The organism is Ruegeria sp. BG3, assembly GCF_056538485.1.
Genome location: NZ_JBQFTE010000001.1, coordinates 1 through 24820, shown reverse-complemented (window position 1 = coordinate 24820; position 24820 = coordinate 1). Strand labels below are relative to the sequence as shown.

At 53.1% G+C, this 24820-nt stretch carries 21 protein-coding genes and 1 pseudogene; 11 read left to right on the top strand and 11 right to left on the bottom strand.

The window, feature by feature from the left end; translation table 11 throughout:
• Positions 1-185: 185 nt before the first annotated feature.
• Entirely contained in the window at positions 186-515 is a 330-nt protein-coding gene (locus tag ACR0AI_RS00110) for a DUF6614 family protein (protein ID WP_480671594.1), read from the bottom strand.
• Between the two features lie 77 nt (positions 516-592).
• On the opposite strand from ACR0AI_RS00110, the gene ACR0AI_RS00105 reads away from it, so the two are divergent.
• The gene (locus ACR0AI_RS00105) at positions 593-1885 is read left to right on the top strand and encodes an NAD(P)/FAD-dependent oxidoreductase (RefSeq protein WP_480671596.1); all 1293 of its coding nucleotides are present in this window, start codon (positions 593-595) and stop codon (positions 1883-1885) included.
• Positions 1886-1906: 21 nt separating this feature from the next.
• On the opposite strand, the gene ACR0AI_RS00100 is transcribed toward ACR0AI_RS00105, so the two are convergent.
• Together ACR0AI_RS00100 and ACR0AI_RS00095 are read right to left on the bottom strand one after the other, a co-directional pair.
• Positions 1907-3259, bottom strand: coding sequence for an MATE family efflux transporter (locus ACR0AI_RS00100; protein ID WP_480671598.1), 1353 nt, complete (start codon positions 3257-3259; stop codon positions 1907-1909).
• 27 nt (positions 3260-3286) lie between these two features.
• Positions 3287-3925, bottom strand: a complete 639-nt coding sequence (locus tag ACR0AI_RS00095) for a TetR family transcriptional regulator C-terminal domain-containing protein (RefSeq protein ID WP_480671600.1) — start codon at positions 3923-3925, stop codon at positions 3287-3289.
• A gap of 139 nt (positions 3926-4064) precedes the next feature.
• On the opposite strand from ACR0AI_RS00095, the gene ACR0AI_RS00090 reads away from it, so the two are divergent.
• From ACR0AI_RS00090 to ACR0AI_RS00075, 4 genes are read left to right on the top strand one after another with little or no spacing between them, the layout of a single operon-like run.
• Positions 4065-5702, top strand: a complete 1638-nt coding sequence (locus ACR0AI_RS00090; protein WP_480671602.1) for a phytoene desaturase family protein — start codon at positions 4065-4067, stop codon at positions 5700-5702.
• A complete protein-coding gene (locus ACR0AI_RS00085) occupies positions 5699-7231 on the top strand; it encodes a phytoene desaturase family protein (RefSeq protein WP_480671604.1) in 1533 nt (510 codons plus the stop codon). The genes ACR0AI_RS00090 and ACR0AI_RS00085 overlap by 4 nt, the downstream gene beginning before the upstream one ends.
• Complete coding sequence (locus tag ACR0AI_RS00080) at positions 7228-8403, top strand: aminomethyl transferase family protein (protein ID WP_480671606.1); 1176 nt, start codon at positions 7228-7230, stop codon at positions 8401-8403. The genes ACR0AI_RS00085 and ACR0AI_RS00080 overlap by 4 nt, the downstream gene beginning before the upstream one ends.
• Before the next feature lie 13 nt (positions 8404-8416).
• Positions 8417-9796 carry an aminotransferase gene (locus ACR0AI_RS00075; protein ID WP_480671608.1) on the top strand — a complete coding sequence of 460 codons (1380 nt, stop codon included), beginning with the start codon at positions 8417-8419 and terminating at the stop codon, positions 9794-9796.
• A 33-nt stretch (positions 9797-9829) separates the two neighbouring features.
• Here the strand turns inward: ACR0AI_RS00075 and ACR0AI_RS00070 are convergent, their stop codons facing one another.
• Positions 9830-10609, bottom strand: coding sequence for a methyltransferase domain-containing protein (locus ACR0AI_RS00070; protein WP_480671610.1), 780 nt, complete (start codon positions 10607-10609; stop codon positions 9830-9832).
• A gap of 186 nt (positions 10610-10795) precedes the next feature.
• Between ACR0AI_RS00070 and ACR0AI_RS00065 the strand changes: the two genes are divergently transcribed.
• Positions 10796-13255: a GcvT family protein gene (locus tag ACR0AI_RS00065; protein WP_480671612.1), complete on the top strand. Its 2460-nt coding sequence runs from the start codon at positions 10796-10798 to the stop codon at positions 13253-13255.
• A 22-nt stretch (positions 13256-13277) separates the two neighbouring features.
• Here ACR0AI_RS00065 and ACR0AI_RS00060 read toward each other — a convergent pair whose 3' ends face one another.
• From ACR0AI_RS00060 to ACR0AI_RS00040, 5 genes are all read right to left on the bottom strand, one after another.
• Complete coding sequence (locus tag ACR0AI_RS00060; RefSeq protein WP_170464490.1) at positions 13278-13910, bottom strand: TetR/AcrR family transcriptional regulator; 633 nt, start codon at positions 13908-13910, stop codon at positions 13278-13280.
• A gap of 1 nt (position 13911) precedes the next feature.
• Positions 13912-14754, bottom strand: coding sequence for an ABC transporter permease subunit (locus ACR0AI_RS00055; protein WP_480671614.1), 843 nt, complete (start codon positions 14752-14754; stop codon positions 13912-13914).
• The gene (locus tag ACR0AI_RS00050) at positions 14755-15663 is read right to left on the bottom strand and encodes an ABC transporter permease subunit (RefSeq protein ID WP_480671656.1); all 909 of its coding nucleotides are present in this window, start codon (positions 15661-15663) and stop codon (positions 14755-14757) included.
• 50 nt (positions 15664-15713) lie between these two features.
• Positions 15714-16856 (bottom strand): ABC transporter ATP-binding protein, encoded by a 1143-nt coding sequence (locus ACR0AI_RS00045; RefSeq protein WP_480671616.1) that lies wholly within the window; start codon positions 16854-16856, stop codon positions 15714-15716.
• An 88-nt stretch (positions 16857-16944) separates the two neighbouring features.
• Positions 16945-18054, bottom strand: coding sequence for an extracellular solute-binding protein (locus tag ACR0AI_RS00040; RefSeq protein WP_480671618.1), 1110 nt, complete (start codon positions 18052-18054; stop codon positions 16945-16947).
• Between the two features lie 466 nt (positions 18055-18520).
• Between ACR0AI_RS00040 and ACR0AI_RS00035 the strand changes: the two genes are divergently transcribed.
• The 4 genes from ACR0AI_RS00035 (at position 18521) to ACR0AI_RS00020 (ending at position 22614) form a co-directional block, all read left to right on the top strand.
• The gene (locus ACR0AI_RS00035) at positions 18521-19726 is read left to right on the top strand and encodes an aromatic ring-hydroxylating oxygenase subunit alpha (protein ID WP_170352661.1); all 1206 of its coding nucleotides are present in this window, start codon (positions 18521-18523) and stop codon (positions 19724-19726) included.
• Positions 19723-19986 carry a hypothetical protein gene (locus ACR0AI_RS00030; protein ID WP_480671620.1) on the top strand — a complete coding sequence of 88 codons (264 nt, stop codon included), beginning with the start codon at positions 19723-19725 and terminating at the stop codon, positions 19984-19986. Before ACR0AI_RS00035 ends, ACR0AI_RS00030 begins: the two co-directional genes overlap by 4 nt.
• A 126-nt stretch (positions 19987-20112) precedes the next feature.
• Positions 20113-21378 carry a flavin monoamine oxidase family protein gene (locus tag ACR0AI_RS00025; RefSeq protein ID WP_480671622.1) on the top strand — a complete coding sequence of 422 codons (1266 nt, stop codon included), beginning with the start codon at positions 20113-20115 and terminating at the stop codon, positions 21376-21378.
• A 288-nt stretch (positions 21379-21666) separates the two neighbouring features.
• Complete coding sequence (locus ACR0AI_RS00020; RefSeq protein ID WP_480671624.1) at positions 21667-22614, top strand: DMT family transporter; 948 nt, start codon at positions 21667-21669, stop codon at positions 22612-22614.
• A gap of 60 nt (positions 22615-22674) precedes the next feature.
• On the opposite strand, the pseudogene ACR0AI_RS00015 reads toward ACR0AI_RS00020, so the two are convergent.
• A pseudogene (locus ACR0AI_RS00015) lies at positions 22675-23323 on the bottom strand (IS6 family transposase).
• Between ACR0AI_RS00015 and ACR0AI_RS00010 the strand changes: the two are divergent.
• Complete coding sequence (locus ACR0AI_RS00010) at positions 23243-23596, top strand: hypothetical protein (protein WP_480671658.1); 354 nt, start codon at positions 23243-23245, stop codon at positions 23594-23596. The pseudogene ACR0AI_RS00015 and the gene ACR0AI_RS00010 overlap by 81 nt on opposite strands.
• Before the next feature lie 34 nt (positions 23597-23630).
• Here the strand turns inward: ACR0AI_RS00010 and ACR0AI_RS00005 are convergent.
• A partial coding sequence (locus tag ACR0AI_RS00005) for a fasciclin domain-containing protein (protein WP_480701222.1) occupies positions 23631-24820 on the bottom strand: 1190 nt, incomplete at its 5' end.

Below are 24820 nucleotides of genomic sequence, written 5' to 3'. Positions count from 1 at the left end.
CGATTGTCTCACCCGAATGCATCCCATCTACTAAAGCACTTCTTTTGTCGTGCCTGCCCCCAACCGCCGTTCTCACTCAGTGTGCGGACAATTGACATCCAAGCGATAAATGCCATTGATTGAATAATCATTCAATGAAGAAGGAGAAATTAATTGAAAACATCCGGACGTACTCAATCGTAGATCTAGAGTTCCGACCAAAAAGTGAAAACCGGATCGTGCACCAAAGAAATAACCCTGCGATGCAAAGCCCCCAAAGGCTCAACGCGGCCTTCAATGGCGGCCCAAGCCGCGTCTGCCTGCGATTGATCCCTGAACTCTATGACAGCCATAAGCGTATGGTTGCGCAGCTCGTCGGTATCGTAACCACTTGCGGTGATGCGCCTGCACAAAGGCGTACTTTCGGCGGCAAGGTCCGTCTTGATCAAGTGTTCGACAAACGCGTTCCACGCCTGCTCGAACGCGTCGAGCTCGACGGTTGGTTTCAATTCGAATTGGTTCAAAAGTCTAGGCATTCGTCACATACTATCCGGCAAGTATCACGAGCCAAACCTACGTAGTTCCCCCCACAAGGCAAGCGCGAGGCCACTAGATGATCCGAAACGAAAACCCAGTCATTGCAAATAGCCTGTGGTCAGCAACAGCAGGCTATTCGTCAGAATGTCCACAATTGGTTGGCGAACAGCACTCTGACGTGACCGTGATTGGCGCTGGGTTTACCGGGCTTTCGGCAGCACTTCACCTGGCCGAGAAAGGCGTCAAAGCTGTTGTCATAGATGCGCATCAACCGGGCTGGGGAGCTTCAGGACGTAATGGCGGTCAAATCAATGTAGGCCTAAAGGACGGGCCGACGGGCATCAAAACCAAATTTGGTGACATCTGGGGAACCAGAATGATCCGAATGGCCGGTGATGCCGCCGATCTTGTGTTTGACTTAATAATTCGGCACGGGATTGAGTGCGACGCAGAACGTCCTGGCTGGCTGCGTGCAGCGCATACTCACAAAACACTCAGTGAACTACACAAACTAGCCGAGGATTGGGACAACCACGGCGGCGGCATGATGCGGCTTGATCAAAGCGAAATGCAGCGACTGACCGGGACCGAAGCTTACCTTGGCGGCGTTCTGGATCGCCGCGGCGGTGTTTTGCACCCGCTAAACTATGCACTTGGGCTGGCCGAAGCAGGTCGCCGCAATGGCGTGCAAATCTTCGGCGGATCGCCCGCCAAACAGATTTTGTCAGAGGCCGGCCGCTTTCGGATTGAAACTCCCAAAGGAGCGGTCATCTCAGAAAAAGTGCTGATCTGCACGAACGCCTATTCTGGAGATCTGCATCTGCGCTTGGCTAAATCCGTTTTGCCCGTTCGCTCGGTTCAGGTCGCTACGGCACCCCTGTCCGACAACGTCCGGCAGACAATTCTGCCAGAAGGTAACGCTTTGTCAGACGCACGACGCCTACTTCTCTATTTCAGGCAAGATGCCGACGGTCGCTTTCTGATGGGAGGACGCGGTACATACAACGACAAGTCCACTCTCAAACAAATTGAGCGGTTGAAACGCATTTCTGTTGAACTTTTCCCCCAATTATCTGGAGTTCAGTGGGAATACGAGTGGGGCGGCTTCGTTGCTTTGACTAAAGATCACTATCCTCATCTGCATGAGCTCGCACCGGGGATTATGACAGGTTTGGGATACAATGGGCGCGGCGTTGCTATAGCTACAACAATGGGGCGCGTCCTCGCTAAATGGGCGACTGGAACCAAATCAGACGAGCTGGAATTTCCTGTCACCCCCCTCAGACCACTGCCTTTCTCCTTTGCGAAAGAGACTCTGGTCGAAGCAGAAATCCTGCGCCTGAAACTCTTAGACAAGTTGGGCCTTTAGAAGGCCAGCAAACAGCGCCGCCTAGCGGTTTTGGGAGAAGAAGCGATAGGTCAACGCGATAGCGGCCAATGAGAGACCTGAGCCGTATCCGATCCAAACTCCGTTGGGACCGAACCCAAGCCAAAAGCCCAGCGCATATCCAAGCGGCAAAGCAAAGACCCAATAGGCAATCAGGGTAATGGCGACAGGAATATGATTGTCCATCATGCCCCGAAATGCGCCTAGCATTGTCCCTTGCACACCATCTGCAATCTGCATTGCTGCAATCACAAGGAACATAGATATCGCGAGAGAAACGACCTCTGGGTCATCTGACAGGCTATTTGCCAAAGGGGCACGGCCAAACAAAATACCAGTGACGACCACGGTCATCCAACCAACGACGACCAACAGCGACGCTAAAACGATCGGCTTCAACCTTTCTCTTTCATCGGCACCAATTGCTTGAGCTACGCGTATAGAAATCGCAATCGAAACGCCTAATGGCACCATGTAAATGACGTCGCTGACTGCCGAAACGATTTGATGGGCGGCGAGCGCAGCGGCGCTGAACCAACCAAGCATAAGGCCGGCAACTGCGTAAGCGGCCCCCTCCCCCAAATAGCCAACGGAGATAATGAACCCTTCTTTGAGCTGCGCTTTGACCTCGGACCTGTCGAAACTCGAGGCTCTCAGAAGGCCTCTCTTTCTTCTCCACACTCGCAAAATAAAAAGTGCCACAAGCAACGGCACCATCTGAGACAACAGACTCGCAATCCCCGCGCCAACAAGACCCAGACCTGGCCAGCCACTAACTCCGTGGATCAAAACATAGTTTGAAGGGATGTTGAAACCGACCGCAAGAAACGCAAGACCAACGCCAATCCACGGATGGTTCATGGCGTCAAAGAGAGCCTTAAGCGTGTAGAAAACCGTGAAGGGCACCAAAAGAAGGCTCATCGCGATCCAGTACCCGCCTATTAGACTGACCACTTCAGGCGGCTGCCCAATCCAAGAAAGAGCAGGCTTAAGGCAGATCATTGCAACAGCGCCAACTGCCCCCACGACTAAGGAAACAAAAATTCCGGCGCTTGTTGCTGCTGCCAGCCCTTGGTCACTTGTTTTCCCAAAAGCTTCTGCCATGCGCACACCAATTGCGGACACAAAGCCGTAGAGCGCTGAATAGAAAATGATCAGCACCGAGGCCGTAATTGAGACCGCCGCCAGAGGAAGTGTTCCCAACGGGGCCACCATCACGGTATCAATGACACCAATCAAAGCAGCAGCGGCAAGAGAAATGACTATCGGGAGAGCAAGCCGCGCAAGGTAGCGCGCCTCTTTTAAGATGGCGCCCCAAGATGGCCGAGGCCGCTGCGATATCCGCACTCGCGTCATATTGTGGGGCCTTTCAGTCGAAATTGACTAAGCCGTATCTCCAACTAATTCTGGAACCAAACGAACAAGGCATCCCCAGGCAGCGTGCTCCGCCTGCTTTCGGCTCAGGCCTTCCGGAGCGAGATGCAATCGTTGCCAATAGCCATCCGTCAATGTCTCCATCCATTCAGCCATTTGGTCTGCTGAAGCAACGTCGTCAGCCGAGAGCATTTCATTCCAGATAAATCTCAAGGTCTCTCTTCGACGTGTCTCGAAATGCTCGGCAACTTCATCATACTGCAATTGAAATCGAAGCTCGCCCCAAAATGCATACCAAAGGGGTAAGACATCCGGACCACAGGCATCCGGGTGGAAGTCAGCCTTTATCAAAGCCCTTATCTTTTCGGCGGGCTTGTCCCCTGCTCGCTCTAAAGAAGCTGTCCAGTGCTCTTCGTAACGCTGGTACAGGTCACGCAAAGTTTCGGTTAGAAGACCTAGCTTTGACTTGAAGTAAAACGCTGCGACACCCTGAGAAAGCTCCGCCTCAGACGCGACTGTTGCAAGCGTCGTTTTTGCCAATCCATGGGTCAATATTGAGCGGCAAGCTGCGTCCAGCAGCTGCCGGCGACGACGATCTGCGTTCTCCTTCCGCTCTTTGCGAGGACGTTTCCGCTCAGCTTCGACCAATTGCCGCTCCTCCTACGAATGCAGCCATCTACAGCGCGCAAAAAAGATGCGTCAATAGCTTGAAATTTATTTGAGCGCTCAAATAAACTTTACGAGTGCGCACGCGATCTGTAAACGGGAGAGAAGGGGATGGAAAAATTTGACGGTTGAGAACAGATACGACGTGATTGTGGCTGGCGCTGGTCACAACGGATTAACCGCCGCAGCCTACTTGGCGCGCGCTGGCATGCGTGTTTTGGTGGTCGAAAAAAACGACTGGATCGGTGGCGCGGCAGTTAGCCGGTCGCTACACGAGGGTTGGACATACTCGAACTGCTCATACGTATGCTCTCTTCTGCGGCGCGAGATTGCTCGGGACCTTGAGCTACCAAAATACGGGCTTCAGGTTATTCCGTATGAAGGCGGCGCGAGCTTTACGCGCGATGGGGATTACTTCGCCTACTATTCCGATCACAACGCACTGAAGCGCGAGATGGCACGTCATTCTGAAAAAGATGCCGACGCCTATCGCCGCTATTCGCAAGCCATTATGCGGCAATGCCGTTTTATCCGTCCGTTTCTACTTCGGGACGCACCGGACCCCGCTTCTCTACACCCACGTGATCTCGGTGAACTGGCATACCTCGTAAAAAAAGCACATGGGTTGGGTAGTCGGGAGCTCGGTGAAACGCTGAAATTCTGGACAATGTCCATTGGTGACTTCCTGGATGAACACTTCGAAAACGACCTGATTAAGGCCCATTTGGCAGGCTCAGGTATAATCGGAACCGGCCTTGGAGTGTACTCGCCCGGAACGGCCTACGTACTTCTTCATCACTACATGGGTGATATTGATGGTGGCATCGGTGCCTGGGGTTTCGCGCGCGGTGGGATGGGCGCGATTTCGAATGCGATTGCTGCCTCATTCAAAGAGCACGGGGGTACGATTCACACAGGTTCAGGGGTTGAGAAAATCCTCAGCAAAGATGGACGCGTTGAAGGCGTAGCTCTCGAGGACGGCAAGGTTTTTTACGCCCCTGTCGTTGCCTCCAATATGGATATCAAACGCACTGTTCTGCACCATATTGACGCGGCCGAGTTACCGGATGACTTCACCAAGGCGGTGCAGAACTTCAAAATTCGGGGGTCTTCGGCAAAGCTCAACATAGCCCTTGATCGCTTTCCAAATTTCCCGGCAGCACCCGAGCACACCAGCTTCCTCAGGGGTGATTTGCATGTGTCGCAGAGCCTCTTTGAACTTGAAAGGGCATATGACGATTGGAAAGTCGGGCGCTGGTCGGAAAAGCCTTATATCGACATGCTCATCCCTAGCCAGATTGATCCAACTATGGCGCCGACAGGTGCCCACATGATGACGGTTTTCGTCCAATATGCGCCTTATGATCTAGAAGTCGACGGCGTTAGAGCGGCCGAGAATTGGGACGAAAAGCAGCGCAATGCGATGGCAGAAACTGTACTCAAACAGATGTCTGTGGCGTGTCCCGAAATACGCGAGCGCGTTGTTCATATGGAAGTTCGTTCACCCTTGGAAATTGAGCGCGAGGTCGGTCTGACAGAGGGCAACATTTTCCAAGGCGAACTAACTTTTGATCAGCTTTTCTTCAATCGACCGGTCCCGGGTTGGTCGCAGTACAATTTACCTATCAAGGGACTTTATTTGTGCGGGTCGTCCGCCCATCCCGGCGGTGGGGTTATGGGGGCCCCAGGTGCAAACGCTGCCCGCGCTATTCTCAGGAAAGAAACACGGCATGGCCGAATGAAGGGGTATGCCGCATGAGCCAATTTGATGCAATTGTCATTGGCGGCGGTGTAAACGGCCTGATTGCCGGAACACTCCTTGGTCGACGCGGCAAGAATGTCTGTATCATAGAGAAATCCGACAGGTTCGGCGGCATGGCGTCTTATTCTGTGGACGGCGGTCCGACCCTTGCACATTCGCTATTTAACCTGAGCCCGCGGGCATTGGGTGACATCGGCATAGATATTCAACACCCTGTCCTGTCCGGCAAACCCGTCTCCACGGTCTCTCTGTCTGAGGATGGGCGGCACATCGTCTTCAAGAACGACGGCGTGTATTGGAGCGACGGGACAAAACACCGGGAATCAGATGCCTGGTCTGATCTGACACGCCAATTGATTACGTATGGAAACCTTTTGCGCCAACTCGCTGAGGCTCCACCTCCCGGGGGGCAAAAGGCCATCCTTTCCCGGGGTGCGCGCAACGAGTTTTTGCGTCTGGCAAAACTGGGCATAGGCCTGAAAAAGCTGGGCAAATATGAAATGCGGCGTTTCTTACAGGTCGTCTTGTCTAATGTCCACGACATTATCTTCGATGACCTGTCGGAAGGACCGGTGGCTGGAATGCTTGCTGCTGATGCAATCTGGGGGACAGCCACCGGTCCAAGATCTCCGGGCACTGTGTTCAATCTGATCTATCGTTTGGGTCACGGAGGGACCATCACTCAACCAGCAGGCGGGATGTGCGCGTTAACCGACTTGATGGTGGAAGCTGCGCAAAAGGCAGGTTGCCTGCTGATGCCGGACACTGAAGTATCCCGCATTCTGTTGGACAACGATGCCGTCTCAGGAGTGGAAACTGCCGATGGGCGAACCATTGCCGCACCTAATGTGCTCAGCAACCTTGCCCCAAAACTAACAAGCCGAATGACCGGTCCGTCTGCCTTTGACATCGAAACGATGCGGCGAGTGCGAAATATACGGGCGCGTGGAACAACGGCTAAGGTCAATCTACGGCTCAAGGATAGCTCCGCCCTGCCCAGTCTGAGTGACGAATTGGCACACGAACGTCTGATCTATGCTCCTTCTGTGGAATACGTCGAAGCTGCGTTCAATCCCGCTAAGTATGGCCAAATGTCCAAAGCACCTGTGATTGAAGCTTTCAAAATGCAGACAGCCGACGGAGCAAGCTGGCTATCAACCATAGTGCAATATGCGCCATCTGACCTTGAAGGCGGGTGGACTGAGACTGCAAAGGAACAGCTTGCGGAAATTGCAGTCGAAACTCTTAGCCGCGCCCTGCCCGGCTTGGGTGATCAAATTGCAGGCAAGCAGGTCATAACACCGGATCAAATCGAAGGCGCAACCGGCGCGCCCGGCGGGCACTGGCACCATGCAGAAATGTCTTTGGACCAGCTCCTGACACTTCGGCCCGCGAACGGGATGTCCAGATACTCCATGGGGCCGAAAGGGCTGTTCCAATGCGGTGCAGCAACGCATCCCGGTGGCGATGTCATGGGGCTCGCTGGTCGTAATGCGGCCTTGGCGGCGCTGGAGGCTCAGCCATGAGCATCTTTACCGATCCAAAACTTGGTTTGATACCCGGGCCGTTTCACAAAAAACTCGAAGAGCAAAATCGCGCACAAAATTGGTACGATTGGGCCGGCTATGCTGCCCCGGGTCTGCTGGACAGCGTCGAGTTCGAGTACTTCGCGCTGCGAAATCAGGCATCCCTTTTCGACATATCACCAATGCAAAAATACCGATTGACCGGGCCGGATGCGACCGCGATGCTCAATCGCCTACTGACACGGGACGTCCGAAAAATCAGCGTTGGTCGCGTGGGGTACGCGGTCTGGTGTGATGAAGAGGGTATGGTCATCGATGACGGGACTCTTTTCCATCTTGGCGACAACGATTGGCGCCTTTGTTGTCAGGAACAAATGCTGACATGGTTACTCGACGCTGCATGGGGTTTTGACGTTTCAGTCGTCGACGAAACTCATAGTGTTGCTGGACTTTCGCTGCAGGGGCCGACCTCTTATGCGGTTTTGGAAGCCGCTGGTTTAGATGTCAGCAAGCTGAAGCCGTTCGATCTCGCTCAAATTGACCACAGTCTCATGATCTCGCGGACGGGTTTTACCGGTGACTTAGGTTACGAGCTCTGGTGCGACTGGGACAAGGCAGAAGCGCTGTGGGACAGAGTTTGGAAAGGTGGCGCACATCAGGGACTACGCGCGATTGGATACGAAGCTGTAAATTTGGCCCGCATCGAAGCGGGGTTTCTGACCGCAGGTGCGGATTTTCAGCCGGTTCATTCGACCGAACGGTTGCACCGAGGCCAAACACCCTTCGAACTTGGTCTGGGTCGGCTAGTCGATTTCAACAAAGGACATTTCAATGGCCGGCGCGACCTGCTGTTAAAGCGAGAGAGTCCAAGAAGCCTCCTCCTACGTTTCGATGTCGAAGGATTCAAACCCTCGGACGGGTCGTTGATCTACAATCGACGCAAAAAAGAAGTTGGGCACATAACATCCGGAATTTGGTCGCCGACCGCCAAACGCAACATCGCGTTGGCACATGTCCGTATGCCGGATGCTGGCCGGTCATCTGGCCTAAAGGCCGAGATCTATACTCTGCAAGAAGGCAAATGGCGCACCAGGATGGCGCGCCTCACTCCTGTCACCAAAGCCTTTTTCGCACCGCCCCGCGCACGAGCTACGCCACCGGCCCGCACCTAAAGGAGAAGCAGACGTGAACGCCCTAGGCAATACACCAACCGACGACGACCTTGTCACTTGGGATCGCGACCATCACCTACATCCTTGGGCTGGAACCGACGGCTTTGGGTCCGACGAGTACATGCGGATAAATACAGCGGATGGTATCTATCTCTGGGATGCTGCCGGGAAGCGATATATTGATGGCCCTGGCGGAATGTGGTGCACGCAGATCGGATACGGGCGTCAAGAGATGGCCGATACCATTTCCCAACAGGTTATGAAGATGCCCTACGCGTCGCCGTGGTCGTTTACGACCGAACCCGCGGCCGTTTTGGCGCGAATGATCGCGGAACGTACGCCAGGCGATCTGAACACTGTGCACTTCACGACCGGTGGATCTACGGCCGTTGACACCGCACTGCGGACCGCACTTTTCATGAACAAACGGCTTGGCCGACCGGAGAAGAGGATCGTGATCGGGCGGGAGAAAGGCTACCATGGATCTACCTTTCTCGCTGCGACTGTCACTGGAAAAGAACGCTTCGAAACGAGCTTTGAGAAAGCTCAGGATCTGGTGCGTTTCCTTCCAGACGTGAATCCCTACCACAGGCCAGAAGGCATGAGTATTAATGCCTGGTGCGACGCCAAAATTGCTGACCTTGAGAACCTGATTGCTGAGGTAGGCGCTGACCGTATTGCCGCCTTTATCGCGGAACCGATCCTGTGTTCCGGTGGCGTGATCGTTCCACCTCCGGGCTATCACAAGCGCACGCTCGAAATTTGCCGGGCAAACGACATTCTGTACATTTCGGATGAAGTCGTAACCGGCTTTGGCAGGCTGGGCCATTGGTTCGCCTCAGAAGAGGTCTTTGGCATCGTCCCCGACATTATCACTTGCGCAAAAGGTTTAACCTCGGGCTATCTGCCGCTAGGTGCCTGCATAATCTCGGACGCAGTAGTGAAACGCATTTCAGACGCACCGGGAGACGATGTTTTCTACAACGGCTACACATACTCCGGGCACCCTGTGAGCTGCGCTGCTGCCATTAAAAATATTGAAATCATGGAGCGCGAGGACATTATAGGACACGTTCAAAGCGTCACACCGCATTTCCAGGACCGCCTAAATCAAATAAAGGAAAAGTTTCCGATAGTTGGGGATGTGCGCGGTGACGGGCTCCTCGGGTGCATAGAATGTCGCCCTGGACTGAACGTCGAGAGTTACGAAGCGCATGTGAAGTTTGGACAGAAACTGGACGATGCGTGCGAGGAGATGGGACTCCTCTTGCGGCCATTTGGAAACATGGCCGTGTTCTCGCCCCCTCTGATCATATCTCCGTCGCAGATAGACGAAATGTTCGACATCATGGAATCTGGTATGGCGCAGGTCAGCAAGGATTACGACGCATAACGGTCATCGCGCCCATTTAAAGTTTCGGTCAGATCAGGCAGGTTTCCGACCACGGATGTGATGCGGGCAATGCTCTCCGGTTTTCAACACCGGCTGCATAGCGTCCCAGATCTCGATCTGATGTTCAATAAACTCCGCACCATGACGAGCTTCCCAGTCGGCTCGGTTTGGCCCGGTCAATTCCTCAAGCTCAGCAGCTGATACCTGAGCATACCAAGGGTTGCGGTTGACTAACTCTACGTCTTCAAAGCCAGCCAGCTCCATAGCAGCGCGGTACTTAGAGGGCGACGCCATCTGAAACTCCAAGGCTTCCATCTTTACGTAGTGCGCCATTTCCGGTGACATCTCACCATCATGATTGGTCAGCCAGTCAGAAGCAGCGAAATTGCCACCAGGTTTGAGCACACGATAAGCTTCCGACGCCATCGCTACTTTGTCGGGTATATGGATGATCGAGTCCTTCGAAAACACTACGTCAAAAGTACCATCTTCGAATGGCATTGGGCCTGGAGTGACCTCTATGATTTCGACCTTTTCCTCCAAGCCAACCTGCTTAGCTCGCTCTTTCGCAGCCGCGCAAACCGGGGCCTCTACATCAATCCCCGTAACTCTAGCGGCGCCGAACTCCTGTGCCATCAACACTGCAATGGCCCCAGATCCGCATCCGATATCAAGTATATGCTTATCTTTCAGATCAATCCCTTTAACAACACGCGCAACTTCTTCAGGGCCTCCCGGTGAAAGAAACCCCTCTCCCCAAAGCTCCTCCAGAAAGCTGATTGCCTGTTGGTCATATAGGATCTCGTCTGACATAGGATTCCCCCGCATCTGATTGTCAGTCAGTCACTGCAGTGAAACCTTTTCTCTCATCTCAGACAAGCTTTATCGCGAAATCGCAGGTCATAGATTCAGCTATAATTGAATGATCATTCAGTCAGTAGACAGCAAGTGATTTGACTGGTATTCGGAAAAAAGAACGCCTAAAAGGATTTTCTCGCAATGGCTGACACCCTACCGACGCATGCCCAAACCGTGATCATTGGTGGGGGATCAATCGGCGCGAACACGGCATATCACTTGACCAAGCTCGGCCATACCGATGTTGTCGTTCTGGAACAGGGGCAACTGACATCAGGGACCACTTGGCATGCCGCCGGCCTGATCGTAGCCGGCCTTCTCAAATCCGAAGCTGAGTGCGCCATCTACACGCACGGCCGAGACCTTTATGCGAACCTAGAGAAGGAAACCGGTATATCCACAGGTTTCCGCGATGTTGGATATCTGCAAATTGCAACCAATGAAGAACGCCTGCATGAGATGCGCCGCGTCGCCGCCTTCATGCGGCGTTTTGGGATAAACAATCACGAAGTCTCGGTAAAAGAAGCGCAGGATATGTTCCCTATTGGGGACCTTTCAGACGTCGTTGGAGCATTCCTAATTCCGGAGGACGGGCGGGCTAACCCAGTGGACGTGACAATGTCTCTGTCCAAGGGAGCCAAAAACAGAGGCGCACGTTTCTACGAAGGCGTGCGGGTTGAAGAGATTTTGGCCAGGAACGGCACCGCGACAGGGGTCCGCACCGCAAGTGGTCACACCATAACAGCGGAAAACGTTGTGATCTGTGGCGGCATGTGGTCTCGCCAGCTGGGTGCCAAACACGGTGTAAATCTACCCCTCCAGGCGGCTGAACACTACTACCTGATAACGGAAAGTATCCCGGGCCTACCTCGCGATCTACCCGTTCTCGAAGACCCTTCCACCTACACTTATTACCGTGAAGAAGTCGGCGGGATGATGTTAGGGCTTTTTGAGCCCGGCGCTGCGGCTTGGAAGCTCGATGGTATCCCGGATGAATGGCAATTCGGAGAGATTGAACCAGATTGGGAACGTGTTGGGCCCGACCTGGAGAAAGCCTATTCGCGCGTGCCTGACACCATGAACTATGGTGTCAAGAAACTGTTCTGCGGACCAGAGAGCTTTACGCCTGATCTTGCGCCGCTTGTTGGGCCGACGCCTGAACTGCGTAATCTTTGGGTTGCGTGCGGAATGAACTCACTTGGCATCCTGAACGGCGCGGGTACGGGAATGGTTTTGGCCCATTGGATGGTGGACGGCTTGCCGCCCATCGATGTTACCGGCATCAACGTCAATCGCTTTTCCCGTGAAATGGCGACACCGGCCTTTCGACGCGACAGAACACCTGAGTTGCTGGGAAAGCTCTTTGGTCAGCACTACCACAATGAGAACTACAAAACGGCCAGGAACGTTAAGCGTTCAGTACTCTATGACCGTCTCAATGCGGCCGGAGCCTTTTTCGGAGAAGGAAATGGTTGGGAACAACCTGATTGGTTTGCTCCGACGCCCGAAGAGGCCAAGGTCGAGAAATACAGTTGGTATCGCCAAAATTGGTTTGAATGGCACGCTGAAGAACACCGGGCAGCACGCGAGGATGTCATCGTAATGGACATGACATCAATGGCGTGTTTCAGCGTCGAAGGACCGGATGCCTGCGCCCTCCTGTCTCGCCTTTCTTGCAATGACGTTGATGTTGAACCCGGTCGTGTCGTCTACACGGCCTGGGTAAATGAACGAGGTGGGTTTGAGGCTGACCTTACGGTTACCCGGCTATCCGATCAGAAATACTGGGTCATCGTGGGAGAAAACTCGGCGGGTCATACCGAGATGCGCATGCGACAGCACATCCTGGACAATGAAAACGTAGTTATAACAGACATCACCGCAGGGCGCTGCCAAATCAACGTTCACGGCCCAAAGTCGCGTGAACTATTGAGCAGAATATCCGGAGCTGATTTGTCGGACGAAGGTTTTCCCTTCATGACGGCGCGAGAAATTGACATCGGGTACGCAGTAGTTATGGCCTATCGCGTGACGTTTATTGGCGAACTCGGCTGGGAACTTCACGTACCGGCCACTCAGGCCATTCAGACCTACGATCTGATTATGGAAGCAGGTCGAGATCTGGGTGTTCGCAATGCTGGAATGCAAACTCTCAACTCCCTACGGCTAGAGAAGGCTTATCGTGATTTCGGAATTGACGTGGACAACACGGACAACCCAATTGAGGCCGGGCTTGGTTTTGCCGTCAAATTGGACAAACCCGGTGGCTTCATCGGCAGGGAAGCACTCGCCACGATCAAGGCGAAAGGCACGCCCAACAACCGGATGTTGCAGTTCCTGCTAAAAGACCCAGAGCCTCTCATGTACGGCAATGAGATGATTTATCTAAACGGCAATGAAGTCGGATATATTCAAGTTGGCGGATATGGGCACACGCTCGGCGCTGCCGTCGGTATTGGTTTTGCCGAGATTGACGAACCGTTGACCGCGGACATAGTCGCAACTGGGCATTGGCAGATCGAAATCGCAGACGAGAAATACGACGCGGCAGCCTCGTTAAAGCCGCTCTATGACCCCGGCATGCACAAGATAAAGTGCTGAAGTACCCGTTCGTTGCTTTCCCTCAGACTGGAAAGTGTTTTGGGAAGAACCGCGACAGCGAAAGCATGCAAACATCCCTGAATTCCCGACGATCAGCCACCTTTGGATACAGCATCAAACTTAGCCAGGCCCCGTCTGACATTGCCTCTACAGCACGGGCTGTTTTTTCTGGATCAAGATCGTCGTAGCCGCCGTCGGCAATCAATTCACCACATAGGTGCAAAATTCGATCATATCTTTCGTTGTCGTATTTATTGTGAATCTTCAGATAATTCGGCCGGTATTTTGCTTGCCCCCAAAAGGCAAACCAGACAGCTAAGCGCTTGTGAGTACAGATGCTCTTGTCAAAGTCCGCTTGAATAATCGCAGCCAGCCGATGTGCGGCTGTAGGTTCAGCAGCCTCATAGTATTTGAGCCAATTCTCATAATGTTCTTGCGCAAGGAAACCCAGCGCGGCGTCATATAAAGCTTCTTTGCTGTCGAAGTGATAATTCACCACGCCATGGGACAGATTGGCTGTTTCAGTTACATGTTTAAGCGTCGTGTCAGAAAACCCGCGTTTCGAGATCGAGTCTATGGCTGCCATGATCAACTGCAAGCGACGAACTTCAGGAGGTTCGGTGCGTCGTTTTTTCTGAAGCTCATGCGTCTCCAATTTAACTCTCCTCTCGTTCAGCCATTTGCCTGTCCAACAAATCCGCTCTCTGTTGCCGGAACATAATTATTGCTGCGATCGCAACACAAATAGCGATCACAAGAATCATGATAGTCGCTAGTGCGTTAATGTCCGGTCTGAGGCCCAGTCGAATGCGCGAAAAGATCAAAATTGGCAAGGTATTTGCACCTGGGCCGGTAACAAAACTTGCTATGACCAAGTCATCGAGAGACAGCGTGAAGGCCAGCAACCATCCCGAAATTAGTGCCGGCGTCAGCTGTGGGATCGTTATGGCCGTCAGAACTTTGAACGGTTTTGCGCCAAGATCGGCGGCGGCTTCTTCCAGTGTTTGCCCCACACCGGTTAAGCGTGCCTGAATTGTTACCGCCACATAGGCCATGGAAAAGGTAATATGCGCGATCGTAATCGTCGCAAAACCGCGCTCAGCAGGCCATCCGATCAGCTGGTTCAGCGAGATGAAGAAAACCAGCAAGGACAATCCGGTTATCACCTCGGGCATCACCAAGGGCGCGACCAACATGCCACCAAACAAGGTCCGCCCCTTGAACCGTCCAAAGCGCACCATAGCCAGACCTGCCAAGGTGCCAAGCGCCGTAGCAAAAGTAGCGTTCACAACGGCAATCTGAAGACTGAGTGAAACAGCACTCCAAACTTCGGCAGATTGAAAAAGCTCCTTGTACCAGCGCAACGACCATCCACCCCAAACCGGTACCAGCTTTGAGTAGTTGAATGAGTAAATGACCAACAGGATCATTGGGATGTAAAAGAATGCCAGTCCCACGGTCAGCATGATGGTTAAGAAACGGGAGCGTTTGGCGTACATCTATTGCTCCTCCGCTGCTTTGCCTTGGTAGTGCTGGAAAACCATGATTGGCAGCACCAGTATGAACAGCAGAACAATCGCAACTGCGGCGGCCACTGGCCAATCGCTGTTTCTAGAGAACTCATTGTAGAGAACCCGCCCAATCATCTGCACGTTGCCGCCACCTAGCAGATCGGGGATAACGTACTCGCCGGTCGCAGGGATAAAAACCAGCAGTGAACCAGCGACAATTCCAGGCATCGTCAGAGGCAATGTGATTTTGAAGAAAGTGTTCGTTGGTTTGGAACCAAGGTCGGCGGCCGCCTCGTTCAGGCTGTTGTCCAGCTTCTCCATATTCGCGTACAGCGGCAGGATCATGAACGGCATATAGGTGTAGACGATCCCGATATAGACGGCGAATTCCGTGTAAAGCATGCGGATCGGCTCATCGATCACCCCCAGCGCTATCAGAAGGTTGTTGATCGTGCCTTGATCCGCAAGCAGGCCCATCCACGAATAGACCCGCAACAAGAAAGACGTCCAAAACGGAAGAATGATTGCAAACAACAAGAGCGGCTTCGCGACCGGCCCCGATCGTACAATTGCATAGGCAATAGGGTAGCCAAACAAGAGGCACAAGAACGTACACGTTACTGAAATCTTGAGTGAATTTACGTAAGTGTCAAAGTAAAGGCTGTCTTCCCAGATGTAGACAAAATTGTCGAAGACCAGGCGGATTGTCATGATCCCGTCGCCTGTCCACTCAATTAAACTTGTGAATGGCGGGCTCGCAATCGCCAGCTCAGCTAAGCTTATCTTTGCGACAATGAAGAACGGTGCCAGAAAGAATACAAGCAACCAGAAGAACGGTATGACGGTGACGATCTGACGCCATCTGCTCTGGATACGCCGCATCACTAAACGGATCATGGGTTGTCGTTCAACCTGCGGCGGTTCGGATATATCCTCGGTGAAATCCGTCATGAGTGGAGCAACATGGCGCTGGACGGATCCCAGCTGATATTCACCTTGTCTTCCCAGGTTAATCGCTGCGCAGCATGCGTCGGACGAGAATGGTTGGGCTGAGTGACGTCGAAGATTTCGCCATTGGGAAGCCTTACCTTATAGATCGATGTCTCTCCCAAATACCCAACATCGTCGATAACGGCCGCTGTCTGGTTCGCGCCCTCAGCAATTGTATCAGATTTCTCAAGTCGAATTTTCTCGGGCCTCAGCGCAACCCAAATCTTGCTGCCAGCCTTAACAGAATGACCGTGATCAATATAAACTTCGCAGAACTCAGTTTCGACCCGAACATGGTCGGCCCCATCCTCGGTCACCCTGCCCTCAAAAATATTTGCTGATCCGATAAAGTCAGCCACAAAGCGGGATTCTGGAAACTCATAGATCTCTGTCGGAGTTCCAATCTGTTTGAAGCGACCCGCGTCCATAACGGCCATTCGCGAAGACAGGGTCATTGCTTCTTCCTGATCGTGAGTCACGACGATGAACGTGACGCCGACCTTGTCCTGAATGTTGGCAAGCTCAAACTGCGTTTGCTTACGCAGTTTTTTGTCCAGAGCAGCCAAAGGTTCATCCAAGAGCAGCAACTTGGGACGTTTGACCAAGGCCCGCGCCAATGCAACACGCTGGCGTTGCCCACCGGACAATTGTTTAGGTTTTCTCTTTTTGAAATCTTCCAACTCAACAAGCTTGAGGATGTCGTGAACTCTGTCCGCAATGTCTAGCTTAGGGACATGGTCTTGCTCCAACCCGAAAGCCACGTTTTTTTCGACGGTCATATGCGGAAACAGCGCATAGCTTTGGAACATCATATTGGTCGGACGTTCGTAAGCTGGCACATCGGCCATATCGACTCCGTCGATAGTGATTGTACCACTGTTCAAATCCTCAAACCCAGCAAGCATTCGAAGTAGTGTCGACTTTCCACATCCAGATCCGCCTAAAAGGCAGAATAACTCTCCTTTGTAGATATCCAGATCAACGTTATCGACAGCAGTCACTGCACCGTATTTTTTGGTTACGCCTCTGATTTTGACCAGAGGTTCCTGTTCTTTTTGATCGAGCCATGGTTCTGGGCTGACAGCCGTGGAAACAGTCAATTTGGGCCTCTTAGTCTGCCAGTCGGGATCTGGGGATGCAGTAGCGAACCGGTCTGGTCCGCTACTCCATTTGCCAGTGTGAGTGGATTTAGTTTCCGGCCTTAAAGTCAGTCCAGGTACGTGTCTGCAAGCGCTCGACCTTGGGAGGAAGAACGGCAGTCGTGTACATCTTGGCAACCTGATCCGATGTTGGGAACGCGGCTGGGCTGGAGGTTACAGCCTCATCAACCATGGGCTTGGCCGTCAGGTTGGCGGTCGCATACCAGGTGAAGTTACTATCATTGGCCGCAACCTCGGGGCGCATCATATAGTTCAGGAAAAGATGAGCGTCTTCTTTGTTCGCGGCGTCTTCCGGGATCAGCCAACCATCAATCCACAGCTGCGCTGTACGATCACCTTCGGGCAGGAAGAAGTCTAGCACTACACCAGTGTCGGCTTCCGCTGCGCCAGACATGGCAAGGAGACCGTCAGGGCCCCATGTGGTTGAGACACAGAACTCTTTCTGAGGCATCCGTTGATAAGCATAGTTATCGAAGGTTTTGATGTATGGCCTGATTTCCGCCAACATCTCCCCAACCTTCTCATAGTCTTCCTTGTTTGTGGAGTTCGCATCCAGGCCCATATGCGCTAAAGCCATCGGAATGATGTCGCCCGGGGAATCCAGGAATGAAACTCCACACTTGGACAGCTCTTTCATGTGAACAGGATCGAAAACCATATCCATCGAGCCTATGGGGGCATCTGGATACGTCTCTTTCACCAATTCTTCGTTGTATGTGACGCCGTGCGTTCCCCACATATAAGGAATGAAGTGTTGGTTGCCTGGATCCCATTCACTTGACAACTGCTCCATGATTGCCGGGTCGATGTGCTTGATATTGTCCAGCTTCGACATATCCAACGGTGCAACAATTCCCGCCTTAATCAGACGAGCCGTATCACTGCCGGCATGACTAACCACATCATATCCGCTGTTTCCCGCGAGTAGCTTGGCATCAATTGCTTCGGCAGAGTCATACGGATCATAGATCACCCTGATACCGTATTCTTTTTCGAAGTTCTCGATTGTGTCTTCAGCGATGTATTCTCCCCAATTCGTAACCTTCAACACACGCTCTTGCGCGTAAGCCGATCCCGAAACTGCAGTAGTAGTTGCTGCTATAACTGTAATTCCGGCGATTTTCCTGATTGAGTTCATAACTTCGCTTCCTCTCCCTGAGTGGTGGCTGAATTTGTCTTGCCTTGTTTGCTAGTCTGTCTTCTCGAATGATCGCGCCTGCGTTGCGGGCGCGATCACCAAGCACCCCATTCCCCCAAGTCGCTATGTTTTTATCTGACTGGTCATTCAGAACGGTAGTCCGCTGAAATCTGCACTGTCAAGCTTGGCTGAATGAATTTTGATCATATCTCTACGTATCACTGGTTTTGCACCTGATTTGAGCAGGTAAATCGAAAACCATCGACCAAGGAAACCTCACAGGCGTGACTAGCAGCACATTTCTGAATGATCATTCAGTCAGAATAAGTTGACGAGCAAGTCAATTTAAGCGACACCTACACTCAGTCGAAGAGTGGCGGATCCAGCAAGGCCAAATTTTCACTCCTGGATACTGTCCCCATCTGAGACCCAAACTGACCAAACCAAAACTATGCGGGTTGTTCCGATGCGCGACGAAGTAAGAAACACAGAAATTCCTACCAATTGGGACCGTCGCGGGTTGCCCGGTTGGTGCTATCACAGCAATGCCCTTCTTGAACTTGAGAAGAGCGAACTTTTCAAAACGCATTGGCAAATCGCGTGCCATGTTTCGGATGTTCCGGAACCCGGTAATTTTCTATGTTTTGACATGTGCGGTGAGCGCGCCCTGATCTTGAAGGACAGCAACTCGGACATCCGCGCGTTTCTAAACGTTTGTCGTCACCGCGGTTCTCGGCTGGTCTCGAAAGAGCAAGGAAAATGTGCAAACGCTCTAGTCTGCCCATTTCACGGCTGGGTTTACAATCTTGATGGAACGCTACGCGGCGCCGCCCGTCCGGAGTCGTTCCCCGATCTAGACAAGCACGAGTTTGGCCTGAAAGAGATTGAAATGGAAATCTGGCAGGGTTTTGTCTTCGTCCGATTCAAACCTGGACCCCAGCCATCAGTAGCCGAACTGCTAGCCCCGATTGAACAGGAAGTCTCTGCCTACAAAATGGCCGAACATGTCCCGACGGACGGAATCTGGACCGAGGAGACTCCTGTAAACTGGAAATCGATCAGAGATGTCGACAACGAAGGGTATCATGTCCCGCTCGCGCACCCTGCCCTTCAGGATCTGTATGGCTCGACCTATTCAGACGAACCATATGTCGATGGTATCTCACGTTCTGACGGAAAATTCACTCCGACAAAGGGCCGGAGGTGGGCCGTTCGCAACTACAAGAAATTCACTAAACCACAGCCTCACCTGCCAGAACACTTGCACAAAACTTGGCTTTACTACGGCATTTTTCCAAATGCGGTCATAGCCGTCACACCTGAGACGACCCTCTTTTATCAAGAGTTTCCGATCACGACGGATAAATCCATTCTACGGAGCGCGACATACCGAAACCCGAACGAAGACCGCCAACAAAGAGCGGCACGCTACCTTGCCGCCCGGATTGATCGAGAGACAGTGGAAGAAGATATTCAGCTCACGATATGGTCCAACGAAGCCATGGCTTCGGAGGCGTTTGAAGGCTTCTATCTTTCTGATCTCGAGTACGGCGTGCGCTCTCATCATGACCATCTCAGGAACATTCTGCCAATCTACAACTCTGAATCAGCGCCTGGAGAAGATGAAGTTGCCGCGTTGAATGATGCGATGTCCGCTGAGCCGAAATCGTGACTAAAGGTATATTCAAAGTGGAGGAAGCAGAAGCTCAAACGCAGTTCCTGGTAACAGCCATCGGAAAACCTGGCTCTGGCGCCACAAGATATGCTGCCGCGATGTATTTTTTTAAGAGCGGCGAGCTTTCTGCCGAGATGCTGGAAATCTACCGAAGATGCAGCAAGTTGGACGCAGAAGATCCGCTCGATCTGGCTAGATACGAAGGCGTTTCAATTCCAGAGTTCGTTTGCAATTTTAGCTCAAGCGCCGACGTATGACATCTTTAGAACACACGCCCAAATCTCTAAGGAGTCATGATTTTTACAGATTCTCTTGCGTGCGAGTAAGCGAATATCCACTCCGGAAACTACCATTTAGACCACTCGATTCCCTGGAGCAAAAAAGTGAAAGGTCATGACTTTGACGTCGTTGTCGTTGGCGCTGGAGCAGCGGGAATCGCAGCTACTCGTGCTCTCAAATCGGCTGGACTATCAGTTGTCTGCATCGAGGCATCCAACCGCGTCGGGGGGCGCACACACACGGACACGGAGATCTTTGGCGTCCCGTTCGACATGGGCGCGCACTGGATGCACACCGAACATGTAAACGCTCTGAAAGCTCCAGGTCTCGCACTTGGCCTTGATCTCTATGCAGCCCCAGACAACGCGGTGACATATGGCTTGGAGGACGACGCTGTTCTCTGGGACGAAGTCGACGAGCTTCATAGCGCGATCAATGAAGCGGCGCGCATCGATGCAGAAATTGAAGCAAGTACCGGAATTCCAACAGACCGGACCTTGGCAGACATTTGGCAGAACAAGGGGCATTGGTCGTTCACGGCAGCGATGACATTTGCCTTGTCGATTGCCAGAGATTTGCCGGATACATCTCTGCGAGACATCAGTGCCTGGGAGGGCGGAGACGATTGGTTTTGTCGCGAAGGCTTCGGACACCTCATTGCATGCACCGCAAAGGGGCTGCCAATTAAATTGGCCACTCCGGTCACAGAAATAAAATCTCTCACTGAAGGCGTGCAGATAACTACTGCTACTGGCAAGATCAAAGCTCGAACCGTAGTTGTTACAGTTTCTGTCGGCGTCCTAGCCGAAGACATCATCCTTTTTGATCCCCCGCTAGAATCCGACCGACGCTCAGCGCTCGAGCTTATCACCATGGGGGACTACAATCACGCAGGCCTCCTTTTCCGCCCCGGAGCTTTGCCAGTGCAACCCGATACTTGGCTGACATACCACTTAGAACCCGACGCCAACGGGGTAGCCCGCGGAGGCGGTTTTCTTTGCAACATCTCAAGCACTGGCCTTACCAGCTTTGAAAGTTCTGGAAGCTTTTCCAGACTTTTGCAGGAAGCGGGACCTGAAAGCGCCATAGAACACGCGCTCGAAACATTGGTTAGCTTCTTCGGCACGACCGTCAGAAAAGCCTTTATCAAGGGCCACGCTACCGCTTGGCGAAATGAACCTTACGTGCGTGGTTCTTACGCTGGAGCCAGACCAGGAGGCCACGACAAACGCGCTGTCTTGCGCCAGTCTCATGCTGAGCGGGTGCACTTCGCTGGTGAAGCGACGCACCCTAGCCAACAATGCTCGGTCAGCGGAGCCCACCTAGAAGGAGTACGGGCCGCGGAAGATGTGTTGGCGCAGCTACGCTGAACACCTGGCGATTAACTTGCTCCAGCAAGTGGAAAAACCATAGAATTTCGAATGAACCTATCACTATAAGTTGCAAGTCCAAGTTCATCTTTCGCGTGCTCAGCGGCCAATTCAGGGTAAGCCAGCTGCCCTTTGGCCGGGCCACCTGATGCGGCTGTGCGGCCCTTCAGAGGAGACATTCGCCGCGAGCGCTATATCCAATTCAACTCGAACTCTTGGATTGCGGAACTTTTGCCTGTCGTCGTATTGAGAACAGACACGCATTTGGCGACATCTCTAAATAAATCGATGACCTCTGCTGGACCAATACCTCAATCTCCGGATCGCACCCTTGTTGGCGTTGCGCTGATGCTAGGGTTTTGCCTAACCGCTCCTTTGCTGGATGTGTCTGCGAAACTCGCGTCGACCAGTGTGCCGGTTGGGCAGATTACGGCTGCGCGGTTTGTGGTGCAATGCGCGCTAATGGCGCCCTTCATCTGGATAATGGGACAGTCGCTGCACGTGGCGAAAGGTCAGTTGATGGTGCTGGTTTTCCGCTCATTGCTGCTGGTGTTCGCAACATTTTGCTTCATTGCCGCAATCCGGGTGATGCCCCTTGCCGATGCACTGGCAATCGTTTTCGTGGCCCCGTTTATCGTCTTGTTGGTCGGCAAGTTCTATTTTGGTGAAGATGTCGGCCCGCGTCGCGTTGGCGCGGCGCTCGTGGGGTTTGTCGGGGTGTTGTTCGTTATCCAGCCCAGTTTCGCAGCTTTCGGCGCGGTTGCCATTATTCCGCTTGGCACGGCAGTTGCCTTCGCTTTCTACATTCTTTTGACCCGGGGGTTGTCGCGTCGGGTGCACCCAGTGACCCTGCAATTCCACACCGGCCTGATCGCCAGCCTGTTTTGCATTCCAGCTCTAATTGTTGCGCAAGGTTCCGGTTCTGATTTGTTTGATCCCGTTTGGCCGACCGACATCGCGTTGTTGTGGCTTTTGGGCGCCGGCTTTTTCGCGACGGTGAGTCACATGATGATGACCTATGCGCTGTCTTTTGCGCCTTCCGTCACGCTGGCGCCGCTGCAGTATTTTGAGCTGCCGGTCGCAACCTTGTTCGGCTATCTTGTCTTCAGTGATTTCCCGAACACGCTTAGCCTGCTTGGCATTGCGATCATCATCAGTGCAGGGCTGTATATGATACATCGCGAAAGGGTGGCGGCCAGACAGTTGGCCGCCGTGCGTGCCGTGCCTCCAATCTAAGGCTACAGGTGCTGTCAGACGAATTCGAACCTGTCTCAGTTTACCGCGGAAACCGTGAACCTATCCGGAACAAAGTTGACGCCACTCGCTAAAAGCGGCGGCGCGGATCAGCTTGAAGGTGTCCCTGCTGGTGAGCGATCGTTCCTGGTTGAAGTGGTTGTAGACGGAGAAATGGACGGACGCGAATGTCTGTAAACTTTGCACGCGCCTGAAACGCTATTTCGCGCGTTCGCATCGTCGAAATGGCGGGTACGAAACTCGACGCTTTTGTTTAGCCACCTTCCCGTTGGCTGTTGTTACGAAGCGCGAGGCTCTCTGAGAGCGGCCCGATACGATGCGAAGCGGTCCGTGACTACTTCTTCAACTTAATCGTGCCGCTTCATCAATTTCTTGAGGAACTTAGGCGCGGCAGTTTTTTTTCGGCTTTTGGTTACGAATACTTGCAGCACCTCGCCTTCGCGATCTGCGACCCGCCAGAGGTAGTGCCTCTTGCCATTCACCTTCACGAGTACTTCATCCACGTGCCACTTCCGTTTTGAAAATGGCTCGGAGTTGCTGGACCCGTTTTCTTCGGATCTTCGCAATAAAAAACCGGCACTAACCGATCACACCAGTAGCGGACGATTCCATGGCTTACGTCGATGCCGCGTTCGTGCAGTATTTCTTCGACATTCCGAAGCGAGAGAGGGAAACGGATGTACAGCATCACCGCAAGGCGGATGACTTCGGGACTGGTTTTGAAGTATTTGAAAGAGACAGGTCCGGTCATGGGCAAATGCTACGAAAGCCCGCTGCCCGCCTTAAACCAAGTTCTTCTGGCAGGACCATCTTAAATAAGAGCGTGCCGCAGCAGGATGATGACGTCACTCAAAACGGTTGGCTGACCACCCGCACCCTGAACCTTTGGCATGTATATGTGGTCGCGCGTGGTACACAAACCACTCGAGGTTTGCTGACCAGACAAAAAACGTGCCCGCTTTGATCCAAACGGGCACATTTTCAGTTCGTTTGGGCTTTTAGGCGATTGTGTCGTACGCGCTTGGGGCGAAAACGAAGTCGGTTTCATCCAGGTCCAGGTTGAAGGCCTGCACGTAGATGCTCTGTTCTTCTTCAAGGTGAATTGTAGCACCGAACAGGGATGTTTCGATCATATCGGATAGCTCGTCGAAGCCCGAGATCCCGGCACCGGACAGATCGATTGTGTCCTGTCCTTGCTGGAACCTTAGAATTTTGTCATGCCCATCGCCTGCGTTGAAGATGAACGTGTCTGCACCAAGACCGCCAACCAACAGGTCATTGTCGGCTCCGCCGGTGATCATGTCATCGCCCCTGCCGCCGCTTAGGTAGTCGGCTCCCTCGTCGCCGTAGAGGCTGTCATCGCCGCGCCCTCCAAAGACCTTGTCTTTCCCAAGACCCCCAAAGCCGACATCGTCGCCGCGGCCCAGCAGGATTTTGTCATTTCCGCCATTTCCGTCGACGAAATCATTGTCACGTCCGGTCCGAACGTAGTCTGACTGATCGCCTTTGATCAGGAAATCAACGTCATTTGAGCCGTCGGATTGCAGCAAATCTGCCGGTAGAAGAACCCCGTCCAGCACATGCACAACGCCATTGCTGGCCGGTACGTCCGTTGCGATCAGATTCGGATCCGCGATGTCGGGTTCCGCATCCACCAGCGTCGTGCCATCGACGCCAAGCGTGGCGCCATCCAGCAAGGTCTGGATCGAGGTTGCGTTCAGCACCTCATCTGAGCCCAATTCGCCGGGGGCCACGTGGTATTGCAGAACACTCTGCAAGAGTCCGATGGGATCGCCTCCATTCAGAAGTGCAAGAGCTTCTACCAGGTAGTCGAACGCGCCTGCTTCATCCCCTCCCTCAAAGCCCAACGCCTGACTTAGCGCGACGAAGGCGGCATCGTTCGGAGCGAAAACGGTGAGGCTGGCATCAGGATCGTCAAGGGCTTCGACTAGGCCTGCAGCCTGAACCGCATTGAATAGGATGTCGAAATCTGTCGCATCGTCGTCGAAGACCCCCCCGCTTGCCGCGACGATTCCCGCAAGGGTCGGATCGGTGGGCTCGACAGGCTCATTGCCTGGGATGTCGATGGGCAGCAGAACGCGGTCGATGACCTGAATGGTGCCGTTGGAGGCCGCAATGTCCGGTCCAACGATGTTGGGGTTGTCGATATCGGGTTCATTGTCGACCA